At 66.5% G+C, this 22,395-nt stretch carries 14 protein-coding genes; 5 read left to right on the top strand and 9 right to left on the bottom strand.

Annotation, left to right across the window (positions count from 1 at the left end; genetic code table 11):
- Positions 1–187 precede the first annotated feature (187 nt).
- The 3 genes from ACVOMM_RS13735 (at position 188) to mtnC (ending at position 2,164) form a co-directional block, all read left to right on the top strand.
- Positions 188–829 carry a methylthioribulose 1-phosphate dehydratase gene (locus tag ACVOMM_RS13735; protein WP_481526373.1) on the top strand — a complete coding sequence of 214 codons (642 nt, stop codon included), beginning with the start codon at positions 188–190 and terminating at the stop codon, positions 827–829.
- A 78-nt stretch (positions 830–907) separates the two neighbouring features.
- Positions 908–1,465 (top strand): 1,2-dihydroxy-3-keto-5-methylthiopentene dioxygenase, encoded by a 558-nt coding sequence (locus ACVOMM_RS13730; protein WP_053516703.1) that lies wholly within the window; start codon positions 908–910, stop codon positions 1,463–1,465.
- 3 nt (positions 1,466–1,468) lie between these two features.
- Entirely contained in the window at positions 1,469–2,164 is a 696-nt protein-coding gene (gene mtnC / locus ACVOMM_RS13725; protein ID WP_481526372.1) for an acireductone synthase, read from the top strand.
- A gap of 72 nt (positions 2,165–2,236) precedes the next feature.
- Here mtnC and ACVOMM_RS13720 read toward each other — a convergent pair whose 3' ends face one another.
- From ACVOMM_RS13720 to ACVOMM_RS13695, 6 genes are all read right to left on the bottom strand, one after another.
- Positions 2,237–4,918: a beta-mannosidase gene (locus ACVOMM_RS13720; RefSeq protein ID WP_481526371.1), complete on the bottom strand. Its 2,682-nt coding sequence runs from the start codon at positions 4,916–4,918 to the stop codon at positions 2,237–2,239.
- Between the two features lie 36 nt (positions 4,919–4,954).
- Positions 4,955–6,181, bottom strand: coding sequence for an AGE family epimerase/isomerase (locus tag ACVOMM_RS13715; protein ID WP_065182689.1), 1,227 nt, complete (start codon positions 6,179–6,181; stop codon positions 4,955–4,957).
- Positions 6,178–7,173 (bottom strand): carbohydrate kinase family protein, encoded by a 996-nt coding sequence (locus ACVOMM_RS13710; RefSeq protein ID WP_481526370.1) that lies wholly within the window; start codon positions 7,171–7,173, stop codon positions 6,178–6,180. Before ACVOMM_RS13710 ends, ACVOMM_RS13715 begins: the two co-directional genes overlap by 4 nt.
- A gap of 7 nt (positions 7,174–7,180) precedes the next feature.
- Positions 7,181–8,494 carry an L-fucose:H+ symporter permease gene (fucP, locus tag ACVOMM_RS13705; RefSeq protein ID WP_053516708.1) on the bottom strand — a complete coding sequence of 438 codons (1,314 nt, stop codon included), beginning with the start codon at positions 8,492–8,494 and terminating at the stop codon, positions 7,181–7,183.
- A gap of 59 nt (positions 8,495–8,553) precedes the next feature.
- Positions 8,554–9,606 (bottom strand): LacI family DNA-binding transcriptional regulator, encoded by a 1,053-nt coding sequence (locus tag ACVOMM_RS13700; RefSeq protein WP_180875969.1) that lies wholly within the window; start codon positions 9,604–9,606, stop codon positions 8,554–8,556.
- Positions 9,607–9,702: 96 nt separating this feature from the next.
- Positions 9,703–12,168 carry a GH92 family glycosyl hydrolase gene (locus ACVOMM_RS13695; RefSeq protein WP_481526369.1) on the bottom strand — a complete coding sequence of 822 codons (2,466 nt, stop codon included), beginning with the start codon at positions 12,166–12,168 and terminating at the stop codon, positions 9,703–9,705.
- A gap of 530 nt (positions 12,169–12,698) precedes the next feature.
- Here ACVOMM_RS13695 and ACVOMM_RS13690 point away from each other — a divergent pair.
- Both ACVOMM_RS13690 and ACVOMM_RS13685 read left to right on the top strand, forming a co-directional pair.
- Positions 12,699–15,773 carry a TonB-dependent receptor gene (locus tag ACVOMM_RS13690; protein ID WP_481526368.1) on the top strand — a complete coding sequence of 1,025 codons (3,075 nt, stop codon included), beginning with the start codon at positions 12,699–12,701 and terminating at the stop codon, positions 15,771–15,773.
- A 157-nt stretch (positions 15,774–15,930) separates the two neighbouring features.
- Positions 15,931–16,125, top strand: coding sequence for a heavy-metal-associated domain-containing protein (locus ACVOMM_RS13685; protein WP_481526367.1), 195 nt, complete (start codon positions 15,931–15,933; stop codon positions 16,123–16,125).
- 88 nt (positions 16,126–16,213) lie between these two features.
- On the opposite strand, the gene cueR is transcribed toward ACVOMM_RS13685, so the two are convergent.
- The 3 genes from cueR to ACVOMM_RS13670 form a co-directional block, all read right to left on the bottom strand.
- On the bottom strand, positions 16,214–16,654 hold the full coding sequence (gene cueR / locus ACVOMM_RS13680; RefSeq protein ID WP_053516714.1) for a Cu(I)-responsive transcriptional regulator: 441 nt from the start codon (positions 16,652–16,654) through the stop codon (positions 16,214–16,216).
- Between the two features lie 13 nt (positions 16,655–16,667).
- Positions 16,668–19,160, bottom strand: a complete 2,493-nt coding sequence (locus ACVOMM_RS13675; protein ID WP_481526366.1) for a heavy metal translocating P-type ATPase — start codon at positions 19,158–19,160, stop codon at positions 16,668–16,670.
- Positions 19,161–19,311: 151 nt separating this feature from the next.
- Positions 19,312–22,269 carry a TonB-dependent receptor plug domain-containing protein gene (locus tag ACVOMM_RS13670; RefSeq protein WP_481526365.1) on the bottom strand — a complete coding sequence of 986 codons (2,958 nt, stop codon included), beginning with the start codon at positions 22,267–22,269 and terminating at the stop codon, positions 19,312–19,314.
- Positions 22,270–22,395 lie beyond the last annotated feature (126 nt).

Genomic DNA, 22,395 nt, shown 5'->3' with positions numbered 1-22,395 from the left:
GGGGGGGGGGGGGGGGGGGGGGGGGGGGGGGGGGGGGGGGGGGGGGCCCCCCGGGCGCCAACCCCCCCATGTTTGGGTTTCCGGCGTCCCCTCCACCGCCCACCCGCCCGGCCAAAGCAAGAAATCCCGCCCGGCGAGACAGCCACGAGGGGCTCCGCCGTTGGCCGAATCCAGTAAAATCGCCCGCATGAACGCCGCCCCCCTCCCCTACGACACCGCGCGCCTGAGCGAGCTCGCCCAGCTGCTGATCGACAACGTCCGCGAACTGGCCCAGGCCAGCTGGACCCCGGCCACCAGCAGCAACTTCTCCCATCGCCTCGACGACCGCCATGCGGCAATCACCGTCTCCGGCAAGGACAAGGGGCGGCTGATCGAGGACGACATCATGGTCGTGGACTTCGATGGCCAGGCCGTCGGCCGTCCGCTGCGCCCGTCCGCCGAGACGCTGCTGCACACGCAGCTGTACCGGCGTTTCCCGGAAGTCGGCTGCGTCCTGCACACGCATTCGCCGGTGCAGACCGTCGCCTCGCGCCTGTATGCACCGCAGGGGCACATCCGCCTGGAAGGCTATGAGCTGCTGAAAGCCTTTGCCGGCAACAGCACGCACGAGATGGCCATCGACGTTCCGGTGTTCGCCAACACCCAGGACATGAACGTGCTGTCGGCCCAGGTCGAGGATCTGCTGGACCGCCAGACGCTGTGGGGCTACCTGATCGATGGCCACGGCCTGTACGCCTGGGGCCGCGACATGGCCGAAGCGCGCCGCCACCTTGAGGCATTCGAGTTCCTGCTGCACTGCGAACTGGAACTGCGCAGGCTGCGTGGCTGAGCAGATTCCAAACCGCAATCTGCGCCCGCCCGCCACCCTGCTACCCTGTCCTCCCCCCGAGACGTTCAAGCTGCCGCCATGAGCCGACTGCGCATCTACGACGACACCCGCCCCGAATCCCCGCTGCTGGACAGCCAGGACGGCGCCATCATCGCTGCCGAGCTGCAGAAGATCGGCGTGACCTTCGAGCGCTGGCAGGCCACCGCACCGGTCGCGCCGGGCGCCAGCCAGGACGAGGTGTTCGCCGCTTACCGCGCCGACATCGATCGCCTGGTCGCCGAACGGGGCTTCAAGAGCGTGGATGTGGCGTCGATCGCGCCGGACAATCCCAACCGCGCCGAGCTGCGCAGGAAGTTCCTCGACGAGCACTTCCACAAGGAAGACGAAGTGCGCTTCTTCGTTGCCGGCTCGGGGCTGTTCACCCTGCACGTGGGTGACAAGGTCTACGAGATCGAATGCGTGAAGGATGACCTGATCGCCGTGCCCGATGGCACCACACACTGGTTCGACATGGGCGAGGAGCCGAGTTTCGTGGCCATCCGCTTCTTCACCGAGCCGGATGGCTGGGTCGGCCACTTCACCGGCACCGACATCGCGCAGAAATTCCCCCGTTACGTTCCGACCCAGGCATCCTGATCCATGCAGCCCCGCGTCATCCTGACCGACATCGAAGGCACCACCAGCAGCATCTCGTTCGTCAAGAACGTGCTGTTCCCCTATGCGCGCCAGGCGCTGCCCGGCTTCGTGGCCGAGCATGGCCAGCGGCCGGACGTGCGCCGCTGGCTGGACACGGTGGCCAGCGAAATCGGCGGCGCCTGCCAGGACAGCGTGGTCGCCGAGACCCTGCAGGGCTGGATCGACCAGGACCGCAAGCACACGGCGCTGAAGGCGCTGCAGGGCCTGATCTGGGACGCCGGCTATCGCCGTGGCGACTACACCGCGCACTTCTATCCGGAAGTGGCGCCGGCGCTGAAGGGATGGCATGCCTCGGGCCTGCCGCTGTACGTCTACTCCTCCGGTTCAGTGCCGGCGCAGAAGCTGTTTTTCGGTTTCAGCGACGCGGGCGATCTCAGCCCGCTGGTGTCAGGCTGGTTCGACACCGAGATCGGCGGCAAGCGTGAGGCCGGCAGTTACCGCCGCATCGTCCAGTCCATCGGCGTGCCGGCAGGCGAGATCCTGTTCCTGTCCGACGTGGTGGAAGAGCTTGATGCCGCGCGCGAGGCGGGTCTGCAGACCCGTCTGCTGGACCGTCTGGACGACTACCCGATGCCGCGCGTCGGCGACGCCGCCCACGGTCACGAGCGGGTCGAGAACTTCCAGCAGATCCAGCTGTAACACGATCCCTTTCTGGTCGCTGCCAACCCGGGTTGGCACCGGCCCAGGCCAGGTACCGCCGACGGCGCAGCCTCAGCGATCGTTGAGGCTGCGCACCTCCAGCGCCTCGCGCAGCGTGGCCAGATCCACCGGGCCGCGCACGCTGATGTCGCGGCTCTCGCCCGGCAGCAGATCGAGCAGGTTGTCCTCCAGTTGCACCTCCAGGGCACCGAAGTCCACCCATGCCGCGCGCACGAATGCGCTGCTCTGCAGCCGCAGCCGGTAGTGGTCCCCCTCGATGTCCAGCGTGGCCCTGAGCGCCTGGCGGGGCAGCACCTGATCCTTGGCCTCGACGAATCCCACGACCTGACGCGCAGTCGTCTTCCCTCCCTGCAGCACCTCGAACACGGCAATCGTGCGCTTCGGATCGGCACCCGCCAGCAGTTCTGCATCACTGAAATCGCCGACCGCCGTCACGCCCGCGGCCGCCAGGGTCACCGCCTGCTCGCGACGACGTAGCACTTTGCCGTCGACATCCATCACCCGCAGCCGCCAGCGCGCCTCGCCGGCGTCGCCATCGTTGAGCAGACGCACGCGTGTCGTGCCCTCGTCACGCAGCGCCGCCACGGCAACGGGAGCGAAGAAGCGCCGCGCCTGGTAGTGCAGCGCCTTCCAGCGCCCGAAGTAGTCCACACTCGACCAGGACGCACCCGGCCATACGTCATTGAGCTGCCAGTAGAGCGAGCCCATCGTGTAGGGGCGTGAGGCGCGATGGTGCAGCGCTGCCAGAGCGATGCCATCGGCCTGCATCACCTGGCTGAGATACACGAAGTCCCCGAAATCCTTCGGCGTACCGTAACCCTGCTCGATATAGTGCAGCAGACGGCTGTTGCCCTCGCCCGCCATGAATTTCTGGTGCGCGCGAATCACCGGGCTGTCGATCCGCTGCTCGGCGCGGGTTGCGATCTGGTCCACCGTAGCCACGGCCGGCCACGCCTGCAGGCCGTACTCGGACATGAAGCGCGGCGTCTCGCGCAGATAGGCCTGCACCGGCAACGCCGGATTGCCCCACACCTGCCAGTAGTGCTTGTCGCCACGGGTGGAGTCGTTGGCCTTCTCGTCGAGGTCGTTGCTGGGCGAACTGGACCAGTACGGCACCCCCAGCCCTTCTTCACGGACCACCGCACGCAGGTCATTGCCGAACAGGTCCACATAGCCCTGCCAGACCTTTGCGGCGAAGACCGGATCCGCGGCCTTCAGGTCGCGGCCATGGCCCCAGTCCTTCCACGCGGTTTCCTCTTCGTTGTTGCCACACCACAACACGATGCTGGGGTGATGGCGCAGGCGGCGCACGTTGTCGCGCGCTTCGGCAACCACGCTGGCGCGGAATGCCGGGTCGTAGCCGGGCTGCATGCCGCCGCCGAACATGAAGTCCTGCCAGACCAGCAGGCCCAGTTCATCGGCAATATCGAAGAACACATCGTTTTCGTAGTAGCCGCCGCCCCAGTTGCGCAGCATGTTCATGTTGGCGTCGCGCGCGGCGGTCAGCACCTGGCGCACGCGCGCGGGATCCACGTGGGCCGGGAACGCGTCGAAGGGAATCACGTTCGCACCCTTGGCGAAGACCGGCACGCCGTTGATCACGAATGCGAAGCCCTGGCCGCCATCAGCGTCCTTGTCGCGGCGCAGTGCGACCGTGCGCAGGCCGATGCGCTGCTCGCGCGCGAGCGACTCGCTATCGCCGCTGTCCAGGCGGACCGCCACCACGTAGCGATCCTGTGCCCCGTAGCCGACCGGCCACCAGCGGCGCGGCTGGGCAAGCGCCACAGGCAGCTCCACCGTATTCGCTCCCGGGGCCACTGCAACGTGCCGCTGCACCCGCGCGACACTGCGCATCTCCGGATCGAACACCTCCACATCGACGGCCGCGGTACCCGCAGCAGCGTCCTGTTCCACCTGCAGCACTACCGCAAGCTTCGCCTGCTGCGCGTCCAGCATCTCGGTGCGTACGGCCACATCGCCGAGGCGGCGCTCCCCCCAGGACTCCAGGTCGATGCCACGCCAGACCCCGGCGGTGACATAGCGCGGACCCCAGTCCCAGCCGAAATGGTAGGCCGGCTTGCGCGCGAAATTACCGACCATCGCATCCTTCGGCTCGTCACCGTAGGGCGAAGGATAATTGCCAGCAATCCTGTGCGGCATCGCCTGGACAGCGGGCAGCAGCGTGCGGATCGGCGAACGGAACACGATCTGCAGCGTGTTGCCCGTCGCCTTCAGGCGGCCGTCCACGCGCACGCGCCAGCTGCGGTGAGCGTTGTCGGCGCGCAGCAGCGGCCTGCCGTTGAGGGTGACTTCCGCGTACGTATCCAGACCGTCAAAGCGCAGTTCCGCGTTCGGCCTGGCCAGGGTCGCGGCGTCCACATCGAAGCGTGCACGGTATTCCCATGCCGCCAGGCCGATCCACTGCAGCTCGGCCTCGGCGGCGCCGACGTAAGGATCACGGATCAGTTCATGCGCCAGCAGGTCGGTGTGGATGCTGCCCGGCACCTGCGCGCTGCGCCATTGCTGCAGGCCGGGATGCGCCGCGCCCTGCACGTCGCCCGGCAGCATGCGGAACTCCCAGCTTGCCTGTAACGGAGCGGCCGCTGCCGGGAATACGAGAGTGGCAATCCACAACAGGGCCAGAGAGGCGAATGGGCAAACGGCACGGAAAGGGCGATGCACGGGCGGGACTCCTGTTGTGTCCGCCAGGCATGGCCCGGCGCTACCGATCATGCTTCGCCGGGCATGGCCCGGCGCTGCCGGTCATGCTCAACGCACGACGTTCAGCACTTCGTAGCAGGCACCCATGGTGTGGTAATCCACCTTGCCTGCGGGGCTCTTTTCATCGCTGTACTTGCGGTTGTCTGCATCGAGGATGCGGAACCAGGCGCCGTAGCGGTGATCGACAAAGTGCTCCCAGGAATAGGCCCAGATGCGGTCGTACCACTGCCAGTAGCGGTCATCACCGGTGCGCGCAGCCATCAGCGCAGCGGTTGCCAGGGTTTCGGCCTGTACCCAGAAGTACTTGTCGTCGTCGCAGACGAAGCTGTCGCCGCCGATCGGCGCGCCGTCCATGCCCGGCTGCCGTCGTGACTCCGGCGCGAAACCGTAGTACAGGCCACCACGGGCCTCGTCCCAGCTGCGCTCCACGGCCACGTCGAACAGATGACGCGCCGTCGGCACCAGCCAGTCGGCCTGCACGTGCCGATCCAGGATCAGCAGCAGTTTGGCCCACTCCGTCTGGTGGCCCGGCTGGAAGCCCCAGGGACGGAACAGATGCTTGGGGTCGTCCAGGTTGTAGTTCCAGTCGATCTCCCAGTTGGAATCGTAGTGCTCCCATACCAGGCCACCGGCCTTGGCTGCCTGGCGACGGGTCATGTTGTCGGCCAGCTGCAGGGCACGTTCCACATAGCGCTGTTCGCCACTGGCCTCGAACGCAGCCAGCATGGCCTCGCACATGTGCATGTTGGCGTTCTGTCCACGGTAACCGGTGAAGTTCCACTGGCCGTCCGCCTCGTCCCGGTACAGACCGTGCTGCGGCTCCCAGAAGCGCGCCTCCAGCAGCTGCCAGGTCTCATCCATCCACGCGCGGGCCTGCTCGATGCCGGCCTTCAACGCGCAGCTGTAGGCCAGCAGGACGAACGCCACGCCATAGCAGTGATTCATGTCGTCCTCGACCTGGCCATCGCGCAGGGTCCAGGCATAGCCACCGGTGGCCGGATTGCGGTGCACCTCACGCAGATAGCGCACGCCATGCTCGACGGCCTCGCGGTACTCGGCCTTGCCGAACTCGCGATAGGCCATCGCGTAGTTGAAGACGAAACGGGTGCTGCTTACCAGATGGCGATGGCTGGCATCGTAGACGCTGCCGTCGTCACGGAAATAATGGAAGAAACCACCGGCCGGATCGATGCAGCGCGGATGATAGAACGCCAGGGTATCGGCGATATGCGCGCGCAGGAACGCGGGCGAACGGAAGTCGGGCGAGGTGCTCATGCGGTAATGTCCTGTGCCTGCAGCAGCTGCTGCACTTCGTCGAGCGAGGGCATCGCGGCGAACGCGCCCTTGCGGGTAACGGCCAGCGCGCCGACCGCGGCACCGAAGCGCAGCGTGGCGTCGATGGCCTGCGGGTCCCGGCAGAACGCGCTGAATCCCGCGCCTGCGCCACCCCGCTCCAGCAGTCCCACCAGCACGCCTCCCACGAAGGCATCACCGGCTGCGGTGGTATCGACAGCGGCGACCTGGAAGCTGGTCACCGTGCCCTGCGCTTGGCGGGTGTACCAGCGCAGCGTGGCCGCACCATCGGTCACGATCACCCAGCGAGCCTGCGCCGCCAGCAGCCGCTGCAGCACCGCGTCCTCGCCGCCGTCGCCCAGGGGCGCCGCCAGGTAGTCCAGTTCTTCGCGCGACAGTTTGACCAGGTCCGCGCGTTCGAGCGCCTGCCACAGGCGCGGCGACGGATCGACATCGGCCGGCCACAGCGCCGGCCGCAGGTTGAGGTCGAGGCTGACCACAGCCCCGGCAGCGCGCGCGCGCTCCATGCCCGCGAAGGTTGCGTCCGCGATGGCCGCCTCGGTCAGGCTGTTGGAGCAGACGTGGAAGCACTGCGCACTGTCGAAGCAGGCGGCCTGGAAATCACTGTCGCGGAACAGCAGATCAGCCGCCGGCGGACGGTAGAAGCTGAAGCTGCGCTCCCCCTCTGCATCGAGAGCGACGAACGCCAGCGCGGTCTTGGCGGCATCGGTGCGGACGATGTAGTCGGTACCGACACCGTGCTCGGCCAGGCTTTCGGCCAGGAAGTCGCCGAACATGTCGCGGCCCAGCATGCCGACGAACTGGGTCTTCGCGCCCAACCGCGCGGCAGCCACCGCGACGTTGGCCGGTGCTCCGCCGGCGTACTGCAGGAACGCGCGCGGCGTGTCCGCAGTGGCCGGCGGCTGCGCCAGTAGATCGATCAAAATTTCGCCGAAGCAGACAATCGCACCCATTCCGGACTCAGCCTCCCTGCGTTGCGGAGGCCGGCGTACGTGCGCCGACCAGTCCGTAGAAAATGATGTAGACGTAGCACAGCAGCGGCAGGATGAAGCTGGCCTGCACCCCGATGTGGTCGGCCAGCACGCCCTGCAGGTACGGCACCACGGCGCCGCCGACGATGGCCATGATCAGCAGGCTCGAGCCCTTGTTGGTCAGCGGCCCCAGGCGCTCGATGCTGAGCGCGAAGATGGTGGGGAACATGATCGAGTTGAACAGGCCGATCGCCACCACCGAGTACAGCGCGACACTGCCGGCGCTGGCCATGGTCAGCGCCAGCAGGCCGACGTTGACCAGTGCGAAGATCGCCAGCAGGCGGCTCGGCGAGAAGCGTGCCAGCAGCGCCGAGCCGGCAAAGCGGCCGACCATCGCCATCGTCCAGTAGGCGGAAACGTAGTGTGTGGCCTCCTGCTCGCTGAATCCGCCGATGTCCGGCATCGACAGGTAGTTCACCAGGAAGCTGCCGATCGACACTTCCGCACCGACATAGAAGAAGATGCCAAGCACGCCCAGCAGCAGATGACGCTGGCGCAGCGCATCCAGATAGCTGTGGTGATGCCCCTGGTCGGCCTGTTCGGTCGCATCGCTCAGCGCCGGCAGGCGGAACAGGAACACGAACAGCGCCAGCAGCACCAGCGCCACCGCGAGGCCCACATACGGGCCCTGCACGGCCTGCGCCTCGGCAGCGCGATAGGCCAGCTGTTCGGCGGCCGGCATCGCCGCCATTTCATCGGCGCTCTTGACCGTATTGGAAAGAATCAGCATGCCGCCGAAGATCGGCGCGATCGCCGTACCCAGCGAGTTCAACGCCTGCGCCAGGGTCAGCCGGCTGGAGCTGGTCTGCTCCGGGCCCAGCAGCGCCACATAGGGATTGGCCGCCACCTGCAGCACGGTGATGCCGGTGGCGAGCACGAACAATGCACCCAGGAAGGCGCCGTAGATCCGCAGTTCGGCCGCCGGCCAGAAGCCCAGCGCGCCCACACCTGCAATCAGCAGGCCGGCCACGATGCCCTTCTTGTAGCCGAGAGCCGCGACCAGGCGGCCAGCGGGCAGCGACATCAGGAAGTACGTACCGAAGAAGGTGAACTGCACCAGCATCGCCCGCGCGTAGTTCAGCTCGAACACCGCCTTCAGGTGTGGAATCAGGATGTCGTTGAGGCAGGTCAGGAAGCCCCACATGAAGAAGATGGTGGTCACCACGGCCAGGGCCTTGCCGTTGGTGACGGCCGGTGCGTTGCCCGGGGAACCCGACGGACGGGGCGTTGCTGAGATCGGCATGCGGAACGCGCCTCGTTGCGCGGAATCGTTGTTGCGTGGAAGGAGTAACGGCAGTGAAATCAGGTCGGCCGGGCGGCACTGCTTTCGCGGATCCGCAGCTGCACCGGAGCCACCGTGCGCCGTGGCGGCGCATCCGGTTCTTCCAGGCGCTGCAGCAGCAGTGCCGCCGCCTGCCGGCCACGCTCGCGCGGGTCGGCGGTCAGCGTCGTCAACGGTGGCACCGCCACCGAAGCCTCGGAAATATCGTCGAAGCCGGTGACAGCGAAATCGCCGCCCGGCCGGATGCCGCGCGAGTTCAAGCCCAGCATCAGCCCCAGCGCGACGGTGTCGTTGTAGCAGACCGCTGCGCTCGGCCGATGGCCATCGGCGAACAGTTCGTCGGTGCGTGCAGCCGCCTCCAGCCGGTTCGGCGCCGATTCGATCATCCAGCCGGGTGGCAGCGACAGTCCAGCCTCAGCCAGCGCCTGCTGGAAGCCGGCACGGCGCTGGTGGCAGGAACTGGACGCCGCGTGGCCGCCGAAGAAGGCGATATGGCGATGGCCGCGCTCGATCAGGTGGCGGGTGGCCAGATAGGCCCCATGCTGGTTGTCCAGCGTCAGGAAGTCCCAATCGGCCCCGTCCAGCTCACGGTTGAACAGCAGGACGTTGGCATTGGCTCCCAGTGCCTGGCGCAGCTGCGTGGCATCGCTGCCTTCGGCCGGCGACAGGATCAGCCCCGCCGGGGTGTGCTCCATCAGCGTGGACAGCACCGCCTGCTGGCGTTCCGGCGATTCGCCGGTGCTGCCCAGCAGGGTCACGTAGCCACGCCCACCCAGCGCCTCGTCGACGCCGGAGGCGAATTCGGCGAAGAACGGATTGGACAGGTCGTTGATCACCAGTGCGATGCTGGAGGACGTGCGCCGCCGCAGGTTGGCTGCTGCGCGGTTGTAGACATAGCGCTGGCGCCGCAGCTCGGCCTCGACCTTGGCCCGGGTATCGACGTTGACCAGCGGGCTGCCGCGCAGCACCAGCGACACGGTCGCCCGCGACACGCCGATGGCGCGCGCGATGTCGGTCACCGTCACTGCCTTGCCGGCGCGTTTGCTGGAAGTGCTGCTGCCGTTGTCGTTCATCGTATTCCCGGGCTCCGCTGAGGGCTCAAGCCTAATGGATCGCGGCCGTCTCGTGCCGTGCCGTTCGCTGGGTCGCCGCGAACGGCACAGCCCCGATCAACGCAGCTGGCTGCCAGGTGCCGCGCACCAGGACACCGGCAGATCCTTGACCGCCGTGCCCCACCCCTGGGTCGGCGCCTGCGCGTCGAGGGCGAAGTGCAGGCGCGGGCCCTGCTGCAGGCGCTCCCAGTCCAGCCAGACCGGGGCATGCGCCTGGCCATCGACCTGCACGCCCTGCACGTACTGCAGGCGGCGGCCGTCCGCCCCCGGGGCATTGATGCGCAGGGTGCGGCCATTGCCCATGTCGACCTCGACCCGGGCAAAGCGCGGCGTATGCAGCAGGAACTGGCCACTGCCCGGTACTGCCGGGTACATGCCGATCGCACTGAACAGGTACCACGCCGACATCGTTCCAAGATCGTCGTTGCCGGTCACACCATTGGGCGCATTGGTGAACAGCTGCTGCGCGGCCCGCACCACCGCGGCGGTCTTCCACGGCTGGCCGATCAGGGTGTAGAGCCACGGCGCGTGCAGATCGGGTTCGTTGTTCGGGTTGTAGCGGAACTGGTTGTAGTAGCTGTAGGGCCCGACCACCCATTCGCGCCGCGCGGCATTGAGCGGGTCGGCCTGCAGTGCATCCATCGCGAAGAAGGCATCGAGCCGGCGCCCGGCCTGCTCACGACCGTCCATCGCCTCGACCAGCCCCGGCATGTCCTGCTGCGCCAGCCACTGGTACTGCCACGCGGTGCCTTCATGGAAGCCGTGGTGGGAACGTGGGCTGTAGTGCCCGTCGGCCGGGGTGTACCACTGCCCGTCCTCGGTGCGAGGCCGCGGGAAGCCGCTGAAGCCGGTCTCGGCGTCGCGGACCTGAGGGTCCCACACCTTGCGCCAGTTGCGGCCGCGCTCTCGCAGCGTCGCCGCATCCCGGGCGTGACCCAGGCCATCGGCCATCTGCGAAAGCGCGCAGTCGGCCAGTGCATATTCCAGAGTGGCCGAGCCGCCGTGATGCGGATCGACGTCCATGCCCTTGGACGGAAACGCACGGTCGTAGACCACGTAGCCCTTGTCCAGATAGGTCGGATTGCCCGACCGGCCCGCATGACGGGAATTCAACGGCGGGATGCCGAACGCATTGCGGCGCAGCGCATCCCACGCCTGCGATTCACGGCCCTTGAACGCACCGAAACGCCACAGGTCGACCATGAACGGGGTCACCGGATCGCCGGTCATGATGTTCGTCTCAAAGTTGGCGTAACCCCAGCGTGGCAGCCAGCCCCCCTGCTCGTCGATCGCCAGCAGCGTGCGGCCGATGTCACGCGCCACATCGGGGCGGGTCAACGCCAGCCATTGGTTCTGCGCGCGGTAGGTATCCCACAGCGAGAAGTACTCGTAGTAGGTCCAGCCATCCGCGCGATGGATGCCATCGTCGTAGCCGCGGTAGCGGCCGTCGGCATCGCTGCCGGTCAGCGGCTGCAGCAGCGCGTGGTAGGCGGCGCTGTAGAACACCGTGCGGTCATCAGCACTGCCGCCCTGCACGCGCACCCGGCCCAGCTCCTCGCGCCACGCCTGCTGCGACAGCGCGCGCATGCGGTCGAAGCCCATCAGCGCTCCGCCCTGCATGCCCTCGGTGCGCAGGTTGGTGCGCGCGCCTTCGGCATCGACATGCGAAATCGCGCTCACCGCCGTGACCGACTGCCCCTTGGCCAGGTCGAAGCTCAACCAGGCACCGTTCGGCTTCTGCTCGCCTTCCATGCTGTGGCGCGCCCCCGGCAGGCCACCGGCCTCGCCCCAGGTACCATGCGCCTTGAACGGGCGATCGAACTCGATGCGGAACCACGTCGTGTACTGGTGGCCACCGCAGAAACTCTTGGTGACCAGCTTGCCCTCGACCACGCGGTCGCCGACCACGTCGATCACGCTGCCGATCACCGAATGGCGTTCATTCGCCTGGCCGACATTCACCAGCACGTGGCCATCGCCGCTTCGCTGGCTGAAGGTGTAGCGCTCGGCGGCGGCACGGGTGCGCGCGGTCGCCTCGGCATCGATGCCACCGTAGCTGGTCAGGCGCACCTTGTAGTAGCCGGCCTGGCCGATTTCGCCGTCATGCGTGTACGACGCGGCATAGGTCTTGTGGTTGAAGCTCTTGGCGTCGGCGGTGTCGAAATCGCCACCGGGACCGATGCTGCCGGTCACGGGCAGGACCGAGACCTGGCCGCCCTGCTCCCAGCACCCGGCACCGGACAGGAAGGAGTGGCCGAAGCCACGGATCTTCTCGTCGTCGTAGCGCCACCCCGAATAGTGGCTGCCGATGGGGCTGACCTGGATCAGGCCGAAGGGTGCCGAGGCGCCCGGGAACGTGTTGCCATCGTCCTTGCTGCCGATGAAGGTGTTCACCTCGCGCTCGAGTGCGGCCGGGGCGGCCTGCAGCATCACCGGCGACATCGCCAGTGCGAGCAGCCAGGCCAATCGCGTCAACGGGCGCGGCGTCGAGGGGACAGCGGGAGCGGACGGCACTGGGCGCATGTCGGGTTCCTGTGGTCGATGGTGCGGTGGCAGACGGCTGGAGCCTGCAACGCCTTCCGCTGAGCGCTGCCTGCCGGCAGCCTGCTCCCCGTGGAATGGCGCGAGACCCGCGCAACCGTGAATTTAGATCGATTCAAGTAGAGCATGGCGATTCGCGCCAATGCATTCTGCGCCGCAGCATACGTCCCGCCGCGCGGCCTCCTGGCCGGCCTGCCGGGGAGTCGCGCGAGCAAACGTTTCCAGCAGATTCAGAAAAACGTCACACCCCCGCCACGGCAATACCATATTGCGCAGCAGCATGCGCCGACGGGCAACCCATGCTAAAAAACGCCCGCCCATCGCTTAGATCGATCCAAGACGACGTTGCGGTGGCCGGGAGTTTGGGGAAGCAGCGACAGGACGGGCCGGCACAGACACAGGATGCAGTTGCAACTGCGTAGCGACCGCACCGGCATCACCACAGATTAGATCGATTCAAGTCATCCGCACCACGTCACACGTCAGCGGATCAATCCAGGAGAGAGGGAGAGATGGGAATGAGTCACTCAAAACGCATGCATGGCCAGGACGCACTGTCGCTGGCCATCGCGCTGGCATTGGCCGCTGCCGTCCTGCCGGCGGGCGCCGCGGCGCAGCAGGCCACCACCGGCACGCCCGATGCCACCACCCTGGACAGCGTCCAGGTCACCGGCTACCGCTACGCCATCGAAAAGAGCCTTGAGCAGAAGCGCGACGCCAACGCCGTGGTCGAAGTAATCACGGCCGAAGACGTCGGCAAGTTCCCCGACAAGAACGTGGCCGACGCGCTGCAGCGCGTACCGGGCGTGGTCATCACCCGCGACGGCGGCGAAGGCAAGACGGTCAGCGTGCGCGGCCTCGCTGCAGACCTGACGCTGACCCAGTTGAACGGCAACTACGTCGCCACCTCCGAGACCAACGACGAGGCGACCCGCTCTTTCAACTACACCCTTCTGCCGTCCAACATGCTGTCCAGCGCCGAGCTGTTCAAATCGCCGGAAGCGCGCATCGATGAAGGCGGCATCGGCGGCACGGTCATCCTGCACACCCGGCGCCCTCTGGACATGGAGTCCAACTCGGGCTTCGTCACCCTCGAAGGCACCTCGTCGGATACCAGTCACGACATCGATCCGCAGGCCTCCGCACTGTACTCGTGGCACAGCAAGGACGAGCGTTTCGGCGTGCTGGTCGGCGTGACCCAGCAGAAGCGCACCAGCCGCACCATGGAAGTCACCACCGAGAACTATCAGTGGTACGGCACCGATACCGATGCGCGCGACGTGCATGGCAACCCCATGCTGCAGGACGGCATCGAGTACTGGTGGGGCAACTCCGGCTTCAACAACCAGAACGGTCGCAACTACACCGACTTCTTCATGCCGACCTCGGTCAATTTCGCGGTGAAGGAGGAAACGCGCGAGCGCAAGGGCGGGCAGCTGACCTTCCAGTTCAAGCCGGTCGACAACGTGACCATGACGGCCAACTACTTCCGCTTCGAGCTGGAGGGCAACTACGCCCAGCACATGCTGAAGGTGCCGGAGTGGAGCATGGCCCGCTTCAATGGTGACGGCAACTGGGCCGGCGGCCGCATGCTCAACGGGCTGGACTTCGATCCCAGCGGCACCGTCGTCACCGGCGCGCAGTTCGAGAAGCTGGCCGGCAAGACCTATTACTGCAATGAAGCCGAGGCCGAAGCGGCCGGGCTCGAGCCGGGGGGCTGGGGCCCCGATGACTGCACCATTCCGACCCCGCAGCTCACCGGCGGCTACAGCCGCGAAAAGGCGCTCTCGCAGACCGCCGACCTCAGCATCGACTGGGACATCAGCCCGCTGTGGAAGGCGTCGTTCACCGGCGGCCGTACCTGGTCCGAAGGCGGTCCCTCGATGAACTTCCGCATGTCGGCCAAACCGCGTCGGCAGACCAATGGCGTGTGGGAATCGTCCAGCAGCACCTCCTGGGACCTGACCGGCACGCCGTCGGGCACCTTCGCTCCCGACCTGCAGCAGCAGCTCATGGCCGGCATCGCCGAGATCGACACCGGTTCGACCGACTCGTCCTGGAAGCAGACCGAGATCAAGCAGAACTATTTCCAGGCCGATGTCACCAAGCTGTTCGAATCCGGCTGGCTGGACTCGATCCAGTTCGGTGCCAAGTATCGTGACGGCACGGTGCACCGCAACACCGGCAATACCTACTGGGTGTGCCAGGGCCGAGACCCGTCGGACTACGACAACAACCGCTACCAGAGCGGCTGCGACCCTACGGCCAATATCGCCCAGCCCGGCTTCTTCCTGTCCAACCCGATCAACAACATCCCCGGCGGCTTCAATACCAACGTGTTCCCGGGCATCAACTATCCGGCCTACATCGATTACCTGAACAAGACCTACGGCGGTTCGCACAACCGTGTCGAGGACGACTTCATCTACAACGTCAACGAGAAGATCTACTCGGGCTACTTCCAGGCCAACTTCCGCACCGAGCGGGTGCGCGGCAACGTGGGCGTGCGCGTGGTGCGCACCAAGCAGCTGGCGCAGTCCACCGATTCGATCGAGCGTTTCGACGACTACTTCCTCGACAACGCCGCAGGCGCACCGATGGCGTGCTCCGACCCGGCCGCGGCGGCCTACCCGAACTACAGCTGCGAGAGCGGTTTCGTGCGCCTGCCGTACAACCTGGCACAGAGCAAGAGTTTCGAGCTGCTGGGCGTGGACCGCATCTACACCGACGTCCTGCCGAGCTTCAACATCGCCTGGGACATCACCGATACCCTGCTGCTGCGCGGTGCCGCCTCGAAGGTCATCGCACGCCCCGGCTACACCGAGATCGGCGCTCCGGGCAGCCTGCGCTACTACAGCGAGGAGTACGTCAATGACCGCCGCGTGGCCGGCGGTGCACCGACCCCGGGCTGGACCGGCGACGGCAGCAACAAGCAGCTTGAACCCTTTGAGGCCACCCAGTTCGACCTCGGCCTGGAGTGGTACTTCCAGCCTGGCGCGGTGGCCGGCGTGGGTCTGTTCCGCAAGAACGTGGACAACTTCACCGTGCCTGTCGTGCGCGACATGCAGATGCAGGTCGGTGGCGAAACCGTGACCGTGCAGGACTACGAGACCCGTGCCAACGGCCAGGACGGTGTGTCGCAGGGCGTGGAGCTGTACGGCCAGTACACCTTCGATTTCGGCGTCGGCGTGCAGGCGAACTACACCTACAACGACACCAACCTGGCCTCGATCGTGCTGGATGGGCAGAACATCGGCTCGTCGCCGCTGGTCGGCAGCGCCAAGAACCAGGCCAACGTGACGGTGTTCTACGAGAACGACAAGTTCCTTGCCCGCGCCTCGTACAACCGTCGCGGCCAGGTGGTCGGCGGACTGAACAACGGCATGACGGTCTACACCGAGCCGTACGACCAGCTTGATCTCAACGTGGCCTACAACCTCACCCCGGAGTGGACCCTGACCGCGTCGGTGATCAACGCCACCAAGTCCGAGCAGCGCGTGCATCTGGGCAATGACACCAAGGCCCGCCTGATCTCCAATACCTACGCGGGCCGCCAGCTGTACTTCGGCGCGACCTGGAAGTTCTAAGGCAGTCGCCCCGCCTGGCGCGGGGACATTCCTCCACGGCAGCCACGCTGGTACAGGTGGCTGCCGTTTTTCATGGGCACCGCGGAGGCTTCACTTGACCCTGCCATCGTTGGAAGGTGCACACTGGCTGCATTCCCCGGAACCGAAGGAGCTACAGATGGACTTCCATGTTGAAGGCATGACCTGCGGCGGATGCGCGCGCAGCGTGACCCGCGCGATCCAGAGCGTTGATCCGCAGGCCCGCGTGGTCGCCGATCCGCCGACAGGCCGCGTGCAGGTGCAGACCACGGCCAGCGAAGCGGAGATCTTCGCCGCTGTGAAGGACGCAGGCTTCCCGCCGCGCACCGCCTGATCGCCCGGCTCCGCGCGATGCTCACGTCCTTCTGAAGGAGCCACAGCACTCCCGCCGCGCAGGTGCGAAGGCCCCTGCGCCCCGCGGCTCAGCTCCGGCGCGCCTGCCGCCGCCGCGCCGCGACTGGCTCCGCGCCTTCCTCGCCCTCCTCCAGCCGCTGCAGGATCGGGCACTCCGGCCGCTCGTCGCCCGCACAGCAGCTGATCAGCGACTTCAGCGTATCGGCCATCTGCCGCATGTGGTCGATGCGCTGCTCGAGATCATCGATGTGCTGCTCGGCCAGGCGCTTGACGTCGGCGCTGTGGCGCGAGGTATCGTTCCACAGGCCCAGCAGATCCGTGATCTCGGCGACCGAGAATCCCAGGTCCCGCGCGCGGCGTATGAACCGCAGTCGATGCACGTCGGCGTGCGAATAGGCCCGGTAGCCGGACGCCGTACGGTCGGCAGCAGGAATCAGCCCGATCTGCTCGTAGTAGCGGATCATCTTCGCCGAAACGCTCGATGCCTTCGCGGCCTCACCGATGTTCAAGACAGTCTCCTTCTCAGTGGCTGGCGGCGTCGGCCATCGGCGCCCGGAAGCGACGCAGGCGCAGTGCATTGCCCAGCACGAACACGCTGGACAGTGCCATCGCACCGGCGGCGAATACCGGCGACAGCAGGATGCCGAAAGCCGGATACAGCACGCCGGCGGCCACCGGAATCAGAGCGGTGTTGTAGGCGAAGGCCCAGAACAGATTCTGCCGGATGTTGCCAAGGGTGGCCCTGGACAGCGCGATGGCATTGGGCACGCCCAGCAGACTGCCGGACATCAGCACTACATCGGCCGATTCCACCGCCACATCGGTACCGGTGCCGATGGCCAGGCCCACATCCGCCTCCGCCAGCGCCGGCGCATCGTTGATGCCGTCGCCGACGAAGGCGACGTGACCATGCGCAGCCTTGAGGCGTCGCACCGCTTCCACCTTGCCTTCGGGCAGCACTTCGGCCACGACCTCGTCGATGCCCAGCTGGCGTGCGATCGCCTGTGCGGTGCGCGCATTGTCGCCGGTGATCATCGCCACCTTCAGTCCCAGCGCATGCAGTGCGGTGATGGCGGCCGGCGTGCTCGTCCTGATCGGGTCGGACACTGCGATCACCGCTGCCAGCCGGCCATCGAAGGCGGCGTACAGCGGCGACTTTCCTTCACCTCCCAGACGCTGCACCAGCGCGGCAACGCCATCGATATCAACGCCCTGCGTTCGCATGAACCGGTCGGCCCCGACTTCAATGCGGCTTCCCTGCACGATCGCACGCACCCCCATGCCGGTGACCGATTCGAACTCCTGCAGGGCCGGCACGGAGATGCCCTCCTCCTCGGCGGCCATCACGATCGCGCGTGCGATCGGATGCTCCGAGCGCGATTCAACGGCCGCGACCGCGCCCAGCACCGCCGCTCGCGCAAAACCGTTGCTCAGTTCCAGATCGGTCAATCGCGGGCGGCCCTCGGTCAGGGTTCCGGTCTTGTCCACCGCCACCACCCGCGCATCCTTCAGCAACTGCAGTGCCTCGCCCTTGCGGAACAGCACGCCCATCTCCGCGCCCCGCCCGGTGCCGACCATGATCGAGGTCGGCGTTGCCAGCCCCATCGCACAGGGGCACGCAATGATCAGCACGGCCACGGCATTGACCAGGGCGAAGGTAAGCGCCGGGGACGGCCCGAGCAGCAGCCACGCCACGAAGGTGGCCAACGCGGCCAGCATCACCGCAGGCACGAACCACAGCGTGACCCTGTCGACCACGGCCTGGATCGGGAGTTTCGACCCCTGTGCCTGTTCAACCAGGCGGATGATCTGCGCAAGCACGGTCTGCGCACCTACCGCCGTGGCACGCACGGTCAGTGCTCCCTGCTGGTTGACCGTACCACCGACCACGGCCGCGCCCGATGCCTTTTCAACCGGAACCGGCTCACCGCTGATCATCGACTCATCCACGAAGCTGCGCCCCTCGACCACCTCGCCATCCACCGGGACGCGTTCGCCAGGACGTATTTCCACGAGGTCGTCACTGACCACCTCGCCCACCGGGACGTCGACCACCCGACCATCGCGTACTACGTGGGCGACCTTGGCCTGCAGCTTGACCAGCCGCTTGATGGCTTCCGACGTACGGCCCTTGGCACGCGCCTCGAGAAAGCGGCCCAGCAGGATCAGCGCGACGATCACCGCCGCAGCTTCGTAATAGACGTTCACCGTGCCGGGCGGCAGCAGCCGCGGTGCGAAGGTCGCGATCACCGAGTAGCCGAACGCCGCCGCGGTGCCCACCGCGACCAGCGAGTTCATGTCCGGTGCCAAACGCAGCAGTGCCGGAATGCCCTTCTGGTAGAAGCGCCGGCCGGGAATCACCAGAACCAGCGTGGTCAGCACGAACTGCACATACCAGCTGGCCTGCAACCCGATGGTCGACATCACCCAGTGGTGCATGCCCGGGATCAGATGCGATCCCATTTCCAGTACGAACACCGGCAGGGCCAGCACGCTGGCCAGTATCAGCGCGTGTTTGAGTTCAGCACGCTCGGCGTCCTTCTTCTCCCCGCCGTCATCGGCCTGCGCGCTGCCATCGAGAAGACGAGCGCCGTAGCCCGCCCTGTCGATCGCCGCCAGCAGCGCCTCCACGTCTGCTGCGCCGCGAACGGTGGCACGCTCGGTGGCCAGGTTGACGCTCGCCGCGCTCACGCCCGGCACGGCCAGCAGCGCGCGTTCGACCCGGCCCACGCAGGACGCGCAGGTCATGCCCTCCACGGCCAGCTCCACGGTCGTGGCCGCAACCTCATAGCCGACCTTGTGCACCGCCTGGATCAAGGCGGCGCGGTCCACCGGCCCCGACGGACGGATATCGGCACGTTCCGTGGCCAGGTTCACCGAGACGCTGCCGACCCCCTCCACCTTGGCCAGCGCGGCCTCGACCCGGCCTACGCAGCTCGCGCAGGTCATGCCTTCGATGGGCAGGCTGATCGGATCAGGCACGGAAGCGGCGGTGGTGGCGTGCGACAGGCTCATGACTGGATTCCCGGGTTCCTTCTGGACCGGAACAGGCTAAACCTTGCCATCGTGGGAAGGTCAAATCCAGCCTGTCCTGTCCGGCGGCCCAGCGGTCAGTTCATCCGCGGGGCATGGATCCACCGGTCGAGGGTGGATCCATGGCGCGGGCTCAGAACGTGAAAACGTATTCCAGCGCCAACTCGCGGCCGACCGCACCGAGCAGCCGGGTCGGCGCGAAATCGTAGTCCAGCTTGTAGGGATCCTTGTGGTTCCAGCTGGCCGAGTTGAAGACGTTGTTGACGTACACATTGACCTTGGCGCGTTCAGTCACCTGATAGCCCACATTGACGTTCCAGGTGATGAACGGTCCAACCCGGCCGTAGTAGCGCGCCGTGCGCTGGCCGGCGTTCGGATTCGGATTCGGCGAACCATCGGGACGCGTGGCAGGTTCCAGGCAGTCCAGCGAAGGACTGTCGCTGGGTACGTAGCCATCGGCGAACGGCAGGCAGCCGCCGGGATTGTCCAGGCGGTCGGTGCCCCAGTGGTAACGCACGCCCGGCACCGAGCCGATGCGGTCGGCGTACACATTCGCGTTCCAGTGACCACGCTGCCAGGCCAGGCTCGCTCGCAGCTTGCTGCGCAGGTCGCGGTCACGGCGCTGCGGATTCGGATCCGCGGCATAGCGCTGCTCCTTGGTCGACAGCTGGTTGGTGTAGTTCACGCCGAACTGGAAGCTTCCCCATGCCGCGCTGTCCCACCGGTAACGCGCGGTCAGGTCGATACCGCGGACCTCCCGGCTGGCCAGGTTGAACGGCCCCCGCTCGATCGACACCAGGCGGCCATTGCTGTCGCGGTTCACGCGCGCGAGGATGCCGGCGCAGTAGTCGGCACCGGCCGGATTGGCCCACGGCGTGCCGTCGATGTTCAGTCCCGTGCGGCAGCCCGCTTCGCTGGCCAGCACCTCGTCGGCGCCGACATCGACGATCATGTCCTCCAGCTTGATCGCCCAGTAGTCGGCACTGATCGAAAGATTGGACATCACATCCCAGACGAATCCGACCGTCCATGAATCCCCCGTTTCCGAGCGCAGCAGCGGAGTACCGCGACGATTCACGTCGAACGTGTACCAGACATCGGTATTGCCCACTCCACAGTTGTTGACCAGATAGGCACCGCTTTCGATGCAACGCAGGCGGTCATAGGTCTGCACCTCGGAACTGCTGGGCTGCCCCAGCAGGTAGTGCATGTCAGGCGCGTGGAAGCTGGTGGCGTAGGAACCGCGTACCAGCAGCGACTCCACCGGCCGCCATTCCAGACCGACATTCCAGGTGGTCTCCTTCTGGCTGCCGATGTCCAGCGCCTCTGCATTGGCGTCGGCCTTGTAACTGCCGTAACGGTCATAGCGTGCCGCCGCGGTGGCGATCACGCTGTCCAGCAGTGGAATCTTGAACTCCACGCCCGCCGAGTAGCGCGTGCGCTCGCCGCCACCGCGATCAACGTTCTGCAGGTCGAAATCGATGCCGGCGCGAGGGTCGGGAGCGAGGTGATATCCCTGTTGCGCCACCTCGGCCACCGCCGCGAACGAAACAGGCCCCGCCCAGCCCTGGAACAACTCACCGGTGATGTCCGCCGACGCCTGGTTGACCCAGGAAGACGCACGGTTCTTCGCCACCGTACCCATCTGCCAGTACTGGTCCGGCGTGAGCGGGTTCCACCAGCGTGCTTCGTCCAGTGCGTAGATCGCTTCACCATCCGCCGTCGTACCCAGGCGCGGGCCGAGGAAGAAGTCATAGGACTTCTGCTCGTCCACTACATTCTGCCGCTCTTCCACGCGGTAGTAGGAACGGCCGATGGTGGCACTCCAGTCGAAGCGGTCCGCCAGGCGCCCGCGCAGGCCTGCACTCCAGTCCCAGGACAGCTCGCGGTTGGTGTTGCGCAGGGTGTCCAGGCCGCCCACTTCGTTGGGCGTGAACTGGCGCACGCCCAGGATCGCGCGGTTGCGGTTGGCATCCCAGTAGTAGCCGTTGTCATCATCGATGAGCGTCACGCTGGGCGGATTGGTCCCCCAGATCGCCTCCGACCGGTACACCGCCAGGTTGGTCCAGCCCTGCAGGTCGCTGTCGAAATCGAACGTGGCATACAGATTGCCGGACACATTCTCGGCACCACCGGTCAGCAGCCAGTTGGCATAGTCGGCCGTCATGCCACACAACTGCCCGGTATTGGTGATCGTATCGGTGTTGTAGTTGTAGACCAGTCGATCGGCGGTGTAGTACTCGCCGTCGAACTTCTCGCAGGTGCCGGTCGGCGGCGCCAGTCGCTGGCCGGTACCCGGATCGATCAGGGCCAGGCCGGCGGTAGGACGGAAACCGACCTTGCGCTGTTCCATGTTCCAGGAGGGGCGCGGCGCATCATCGGCATCATCCATCTGCGGCCGGTCACGGCCGAACAGCGGATCGCGCTTGGTGTACTGCAGCGCGTAGGTCACGCTCCAGTTGTCTCCGGTCCTGCCACCCGCCCACGACAGATCCCAGGTATCGCGACCACCTTCAGTGGAGGTGCCGCCGCGCACGCGCACTTCGTCGCCGTCGTAGTGGGTCTTCAGGATGACGTTGACCACGCCTGCAATGGCATCCGAGCCGTAGATCGCAGAGGCGCCGCCGGTCAGGACCTCGATGCGCTCCACCGCAGCGGCGGGAATGTTGCCGTAGTTGGAGAAATTGGTCTCCCCGCCATAGGGCAACGGGTAGTCGGCCACGCGACGGCCATTGACCAGCAGCAGTGAGCGGTTGGGGCCCATCCCGCGCAGATTCAGGCCGCTGGCGTTGGGCGTGTGCGAGCCCCACTGCGACGCCGCCTCCACGGTGCCGGTGGCTTCGGTCAATGTCTTCAGCGCATCGTACACGCTGACAAAGCCTTCCTTCTGGATCTGCTGCGCGGTGATCACGTTGACGGGAGCTGGGCCTTCGACGCTGGCGCGCTTGATGCGCGAGCCAGTGACGGTGACCGCGTCGAGATCCTTGGTGGACGAACCTGAGACTTCCTGTGCATTGGCAGCCAGCGGAAGCAGGGCCAGGACCAGGGCCTGGGACAGCAGGTGACGACGATTGCGGACGAACTGAGCCATGTGGTCGCTCTCGGAGGGTGTGGTCGCACGGATGGGTGGTGGCGCGGCACTACGGAAGATCCAGGTGCCGGGTCGGTTCAAGCCGGTTCCGGCACCCCCCTGTGGATCGATCCAAACTAAAGCACG

It is taken from the genome of Stenotrophomonas sp. STEN009 (genome assembly GCF_056760395.1).
The sequence above is the reverse complement of the archived record's forward strand: the minus strand, read 5'-3'. Positions and strand labels throughout refer to the sequence as shown.

What these genes read in the sequence shown, in the direction of transcription:
- ACVOMM_RS13735 (WP_481526373.1), top strand. Translation starts at nt 188, where the DNA reads ATGAACGCCGCCCCCCTCCCCTACGACACCGCGCGCCTGAGCGAGCTC.
- ACVOMM_RS13730 (WP_053516703.1), top strand. Translation starts at nt 908, where the DNA reads ATGAGCCGACTGCGCATCTACGACGACACCCGCCCCGAATCCCCGCTG.
- mtnC (WP_481526372.1), top strand. Translation starts at nt 1,469, where the DNA reads ATGCAGCCCCGCGTCATCCTGACCGACATCGAAGGCACCACCAGCAGC.
- ACVOMM_RS13720 (WP_481526371.1), bottom strand. Translation starts at nt 4,918, where the DNA reads ATGATCGGTAGCGCCGGGCCATGCCTGGCGGACACAACAGGAGTCCCG.
- ACVOMM_RS13715 (WP_065182689.1), bottom strand. Translation starts at nt 6,181, where the DNA reads ATGAGCACCTCGCCCGACTTCCGTTCGCCCGCGTTCCTGCGCGCGCAT.
- ACVOMM_RS13710 (WP_481526370.1), bottom strand. Translation starts at nt 7,173, where the DNA reads ATGGGTGCGATTGTCTGCTTCGGCGAAATTTTGATCGATCTACTGGCG.
- fucP (WP_053516708.1), bottom strand. Translation starts at nt 8,494, where the DNA reads ATGCCGATCTCAGCAACGCCCCGTCCGTCGGGTTCCCCGGGCAACGCA.
- ACVOMM_RS13700 (WP_180875969.1), bottom strand. Translation starts at nt 9,606, where the DNA reads ATGAACGACAACGGCAGCAGCACTTCCAGCAAACGCGCCGGCAAGGCA.
- ACVOMM_RS13695 (WP_481526369.1), bottom strand. Translation starts at nt 12,168, where the DNA reads ATGCGCCCAGTGCCGTCCGCTCCCGCTGTCCCCTCGACGCCGCGCCCG.
- ACVOMM_RS13690 (WP_481526368.1), top strand. Translation starts at nt 12,699, where the DNA reads ATGGGAATGAGTCACTCAAAACGCATGCATGGCCAGGACGCACTGTCG.
- ACVOMM_RS13685 (WP_481526367.1), top strand. Translation starts at nt 15,931, where the DNA reads ATGGACTTCCATGTTGAAGGCATGACCTGCGGCGGATGCGCGCGCAGC.
- ACVOMM_RS13675 (WP_481526366.1), bottom strand. Translation starts at nt 19,160, where the DNA reads ATGAGCCTGTCGCACGCCACCACCGCCGCTTCCGTGCCTGATCCGATC.
- ACVOMM_RS13670 (WP_481526365.1), bottom strand. Translation starts at nt 22,269, where the DNA reads ATGGCTCAGTTCGTCCGCAATCGTCGTCACCTGCTGTCCCAGGCCCTG.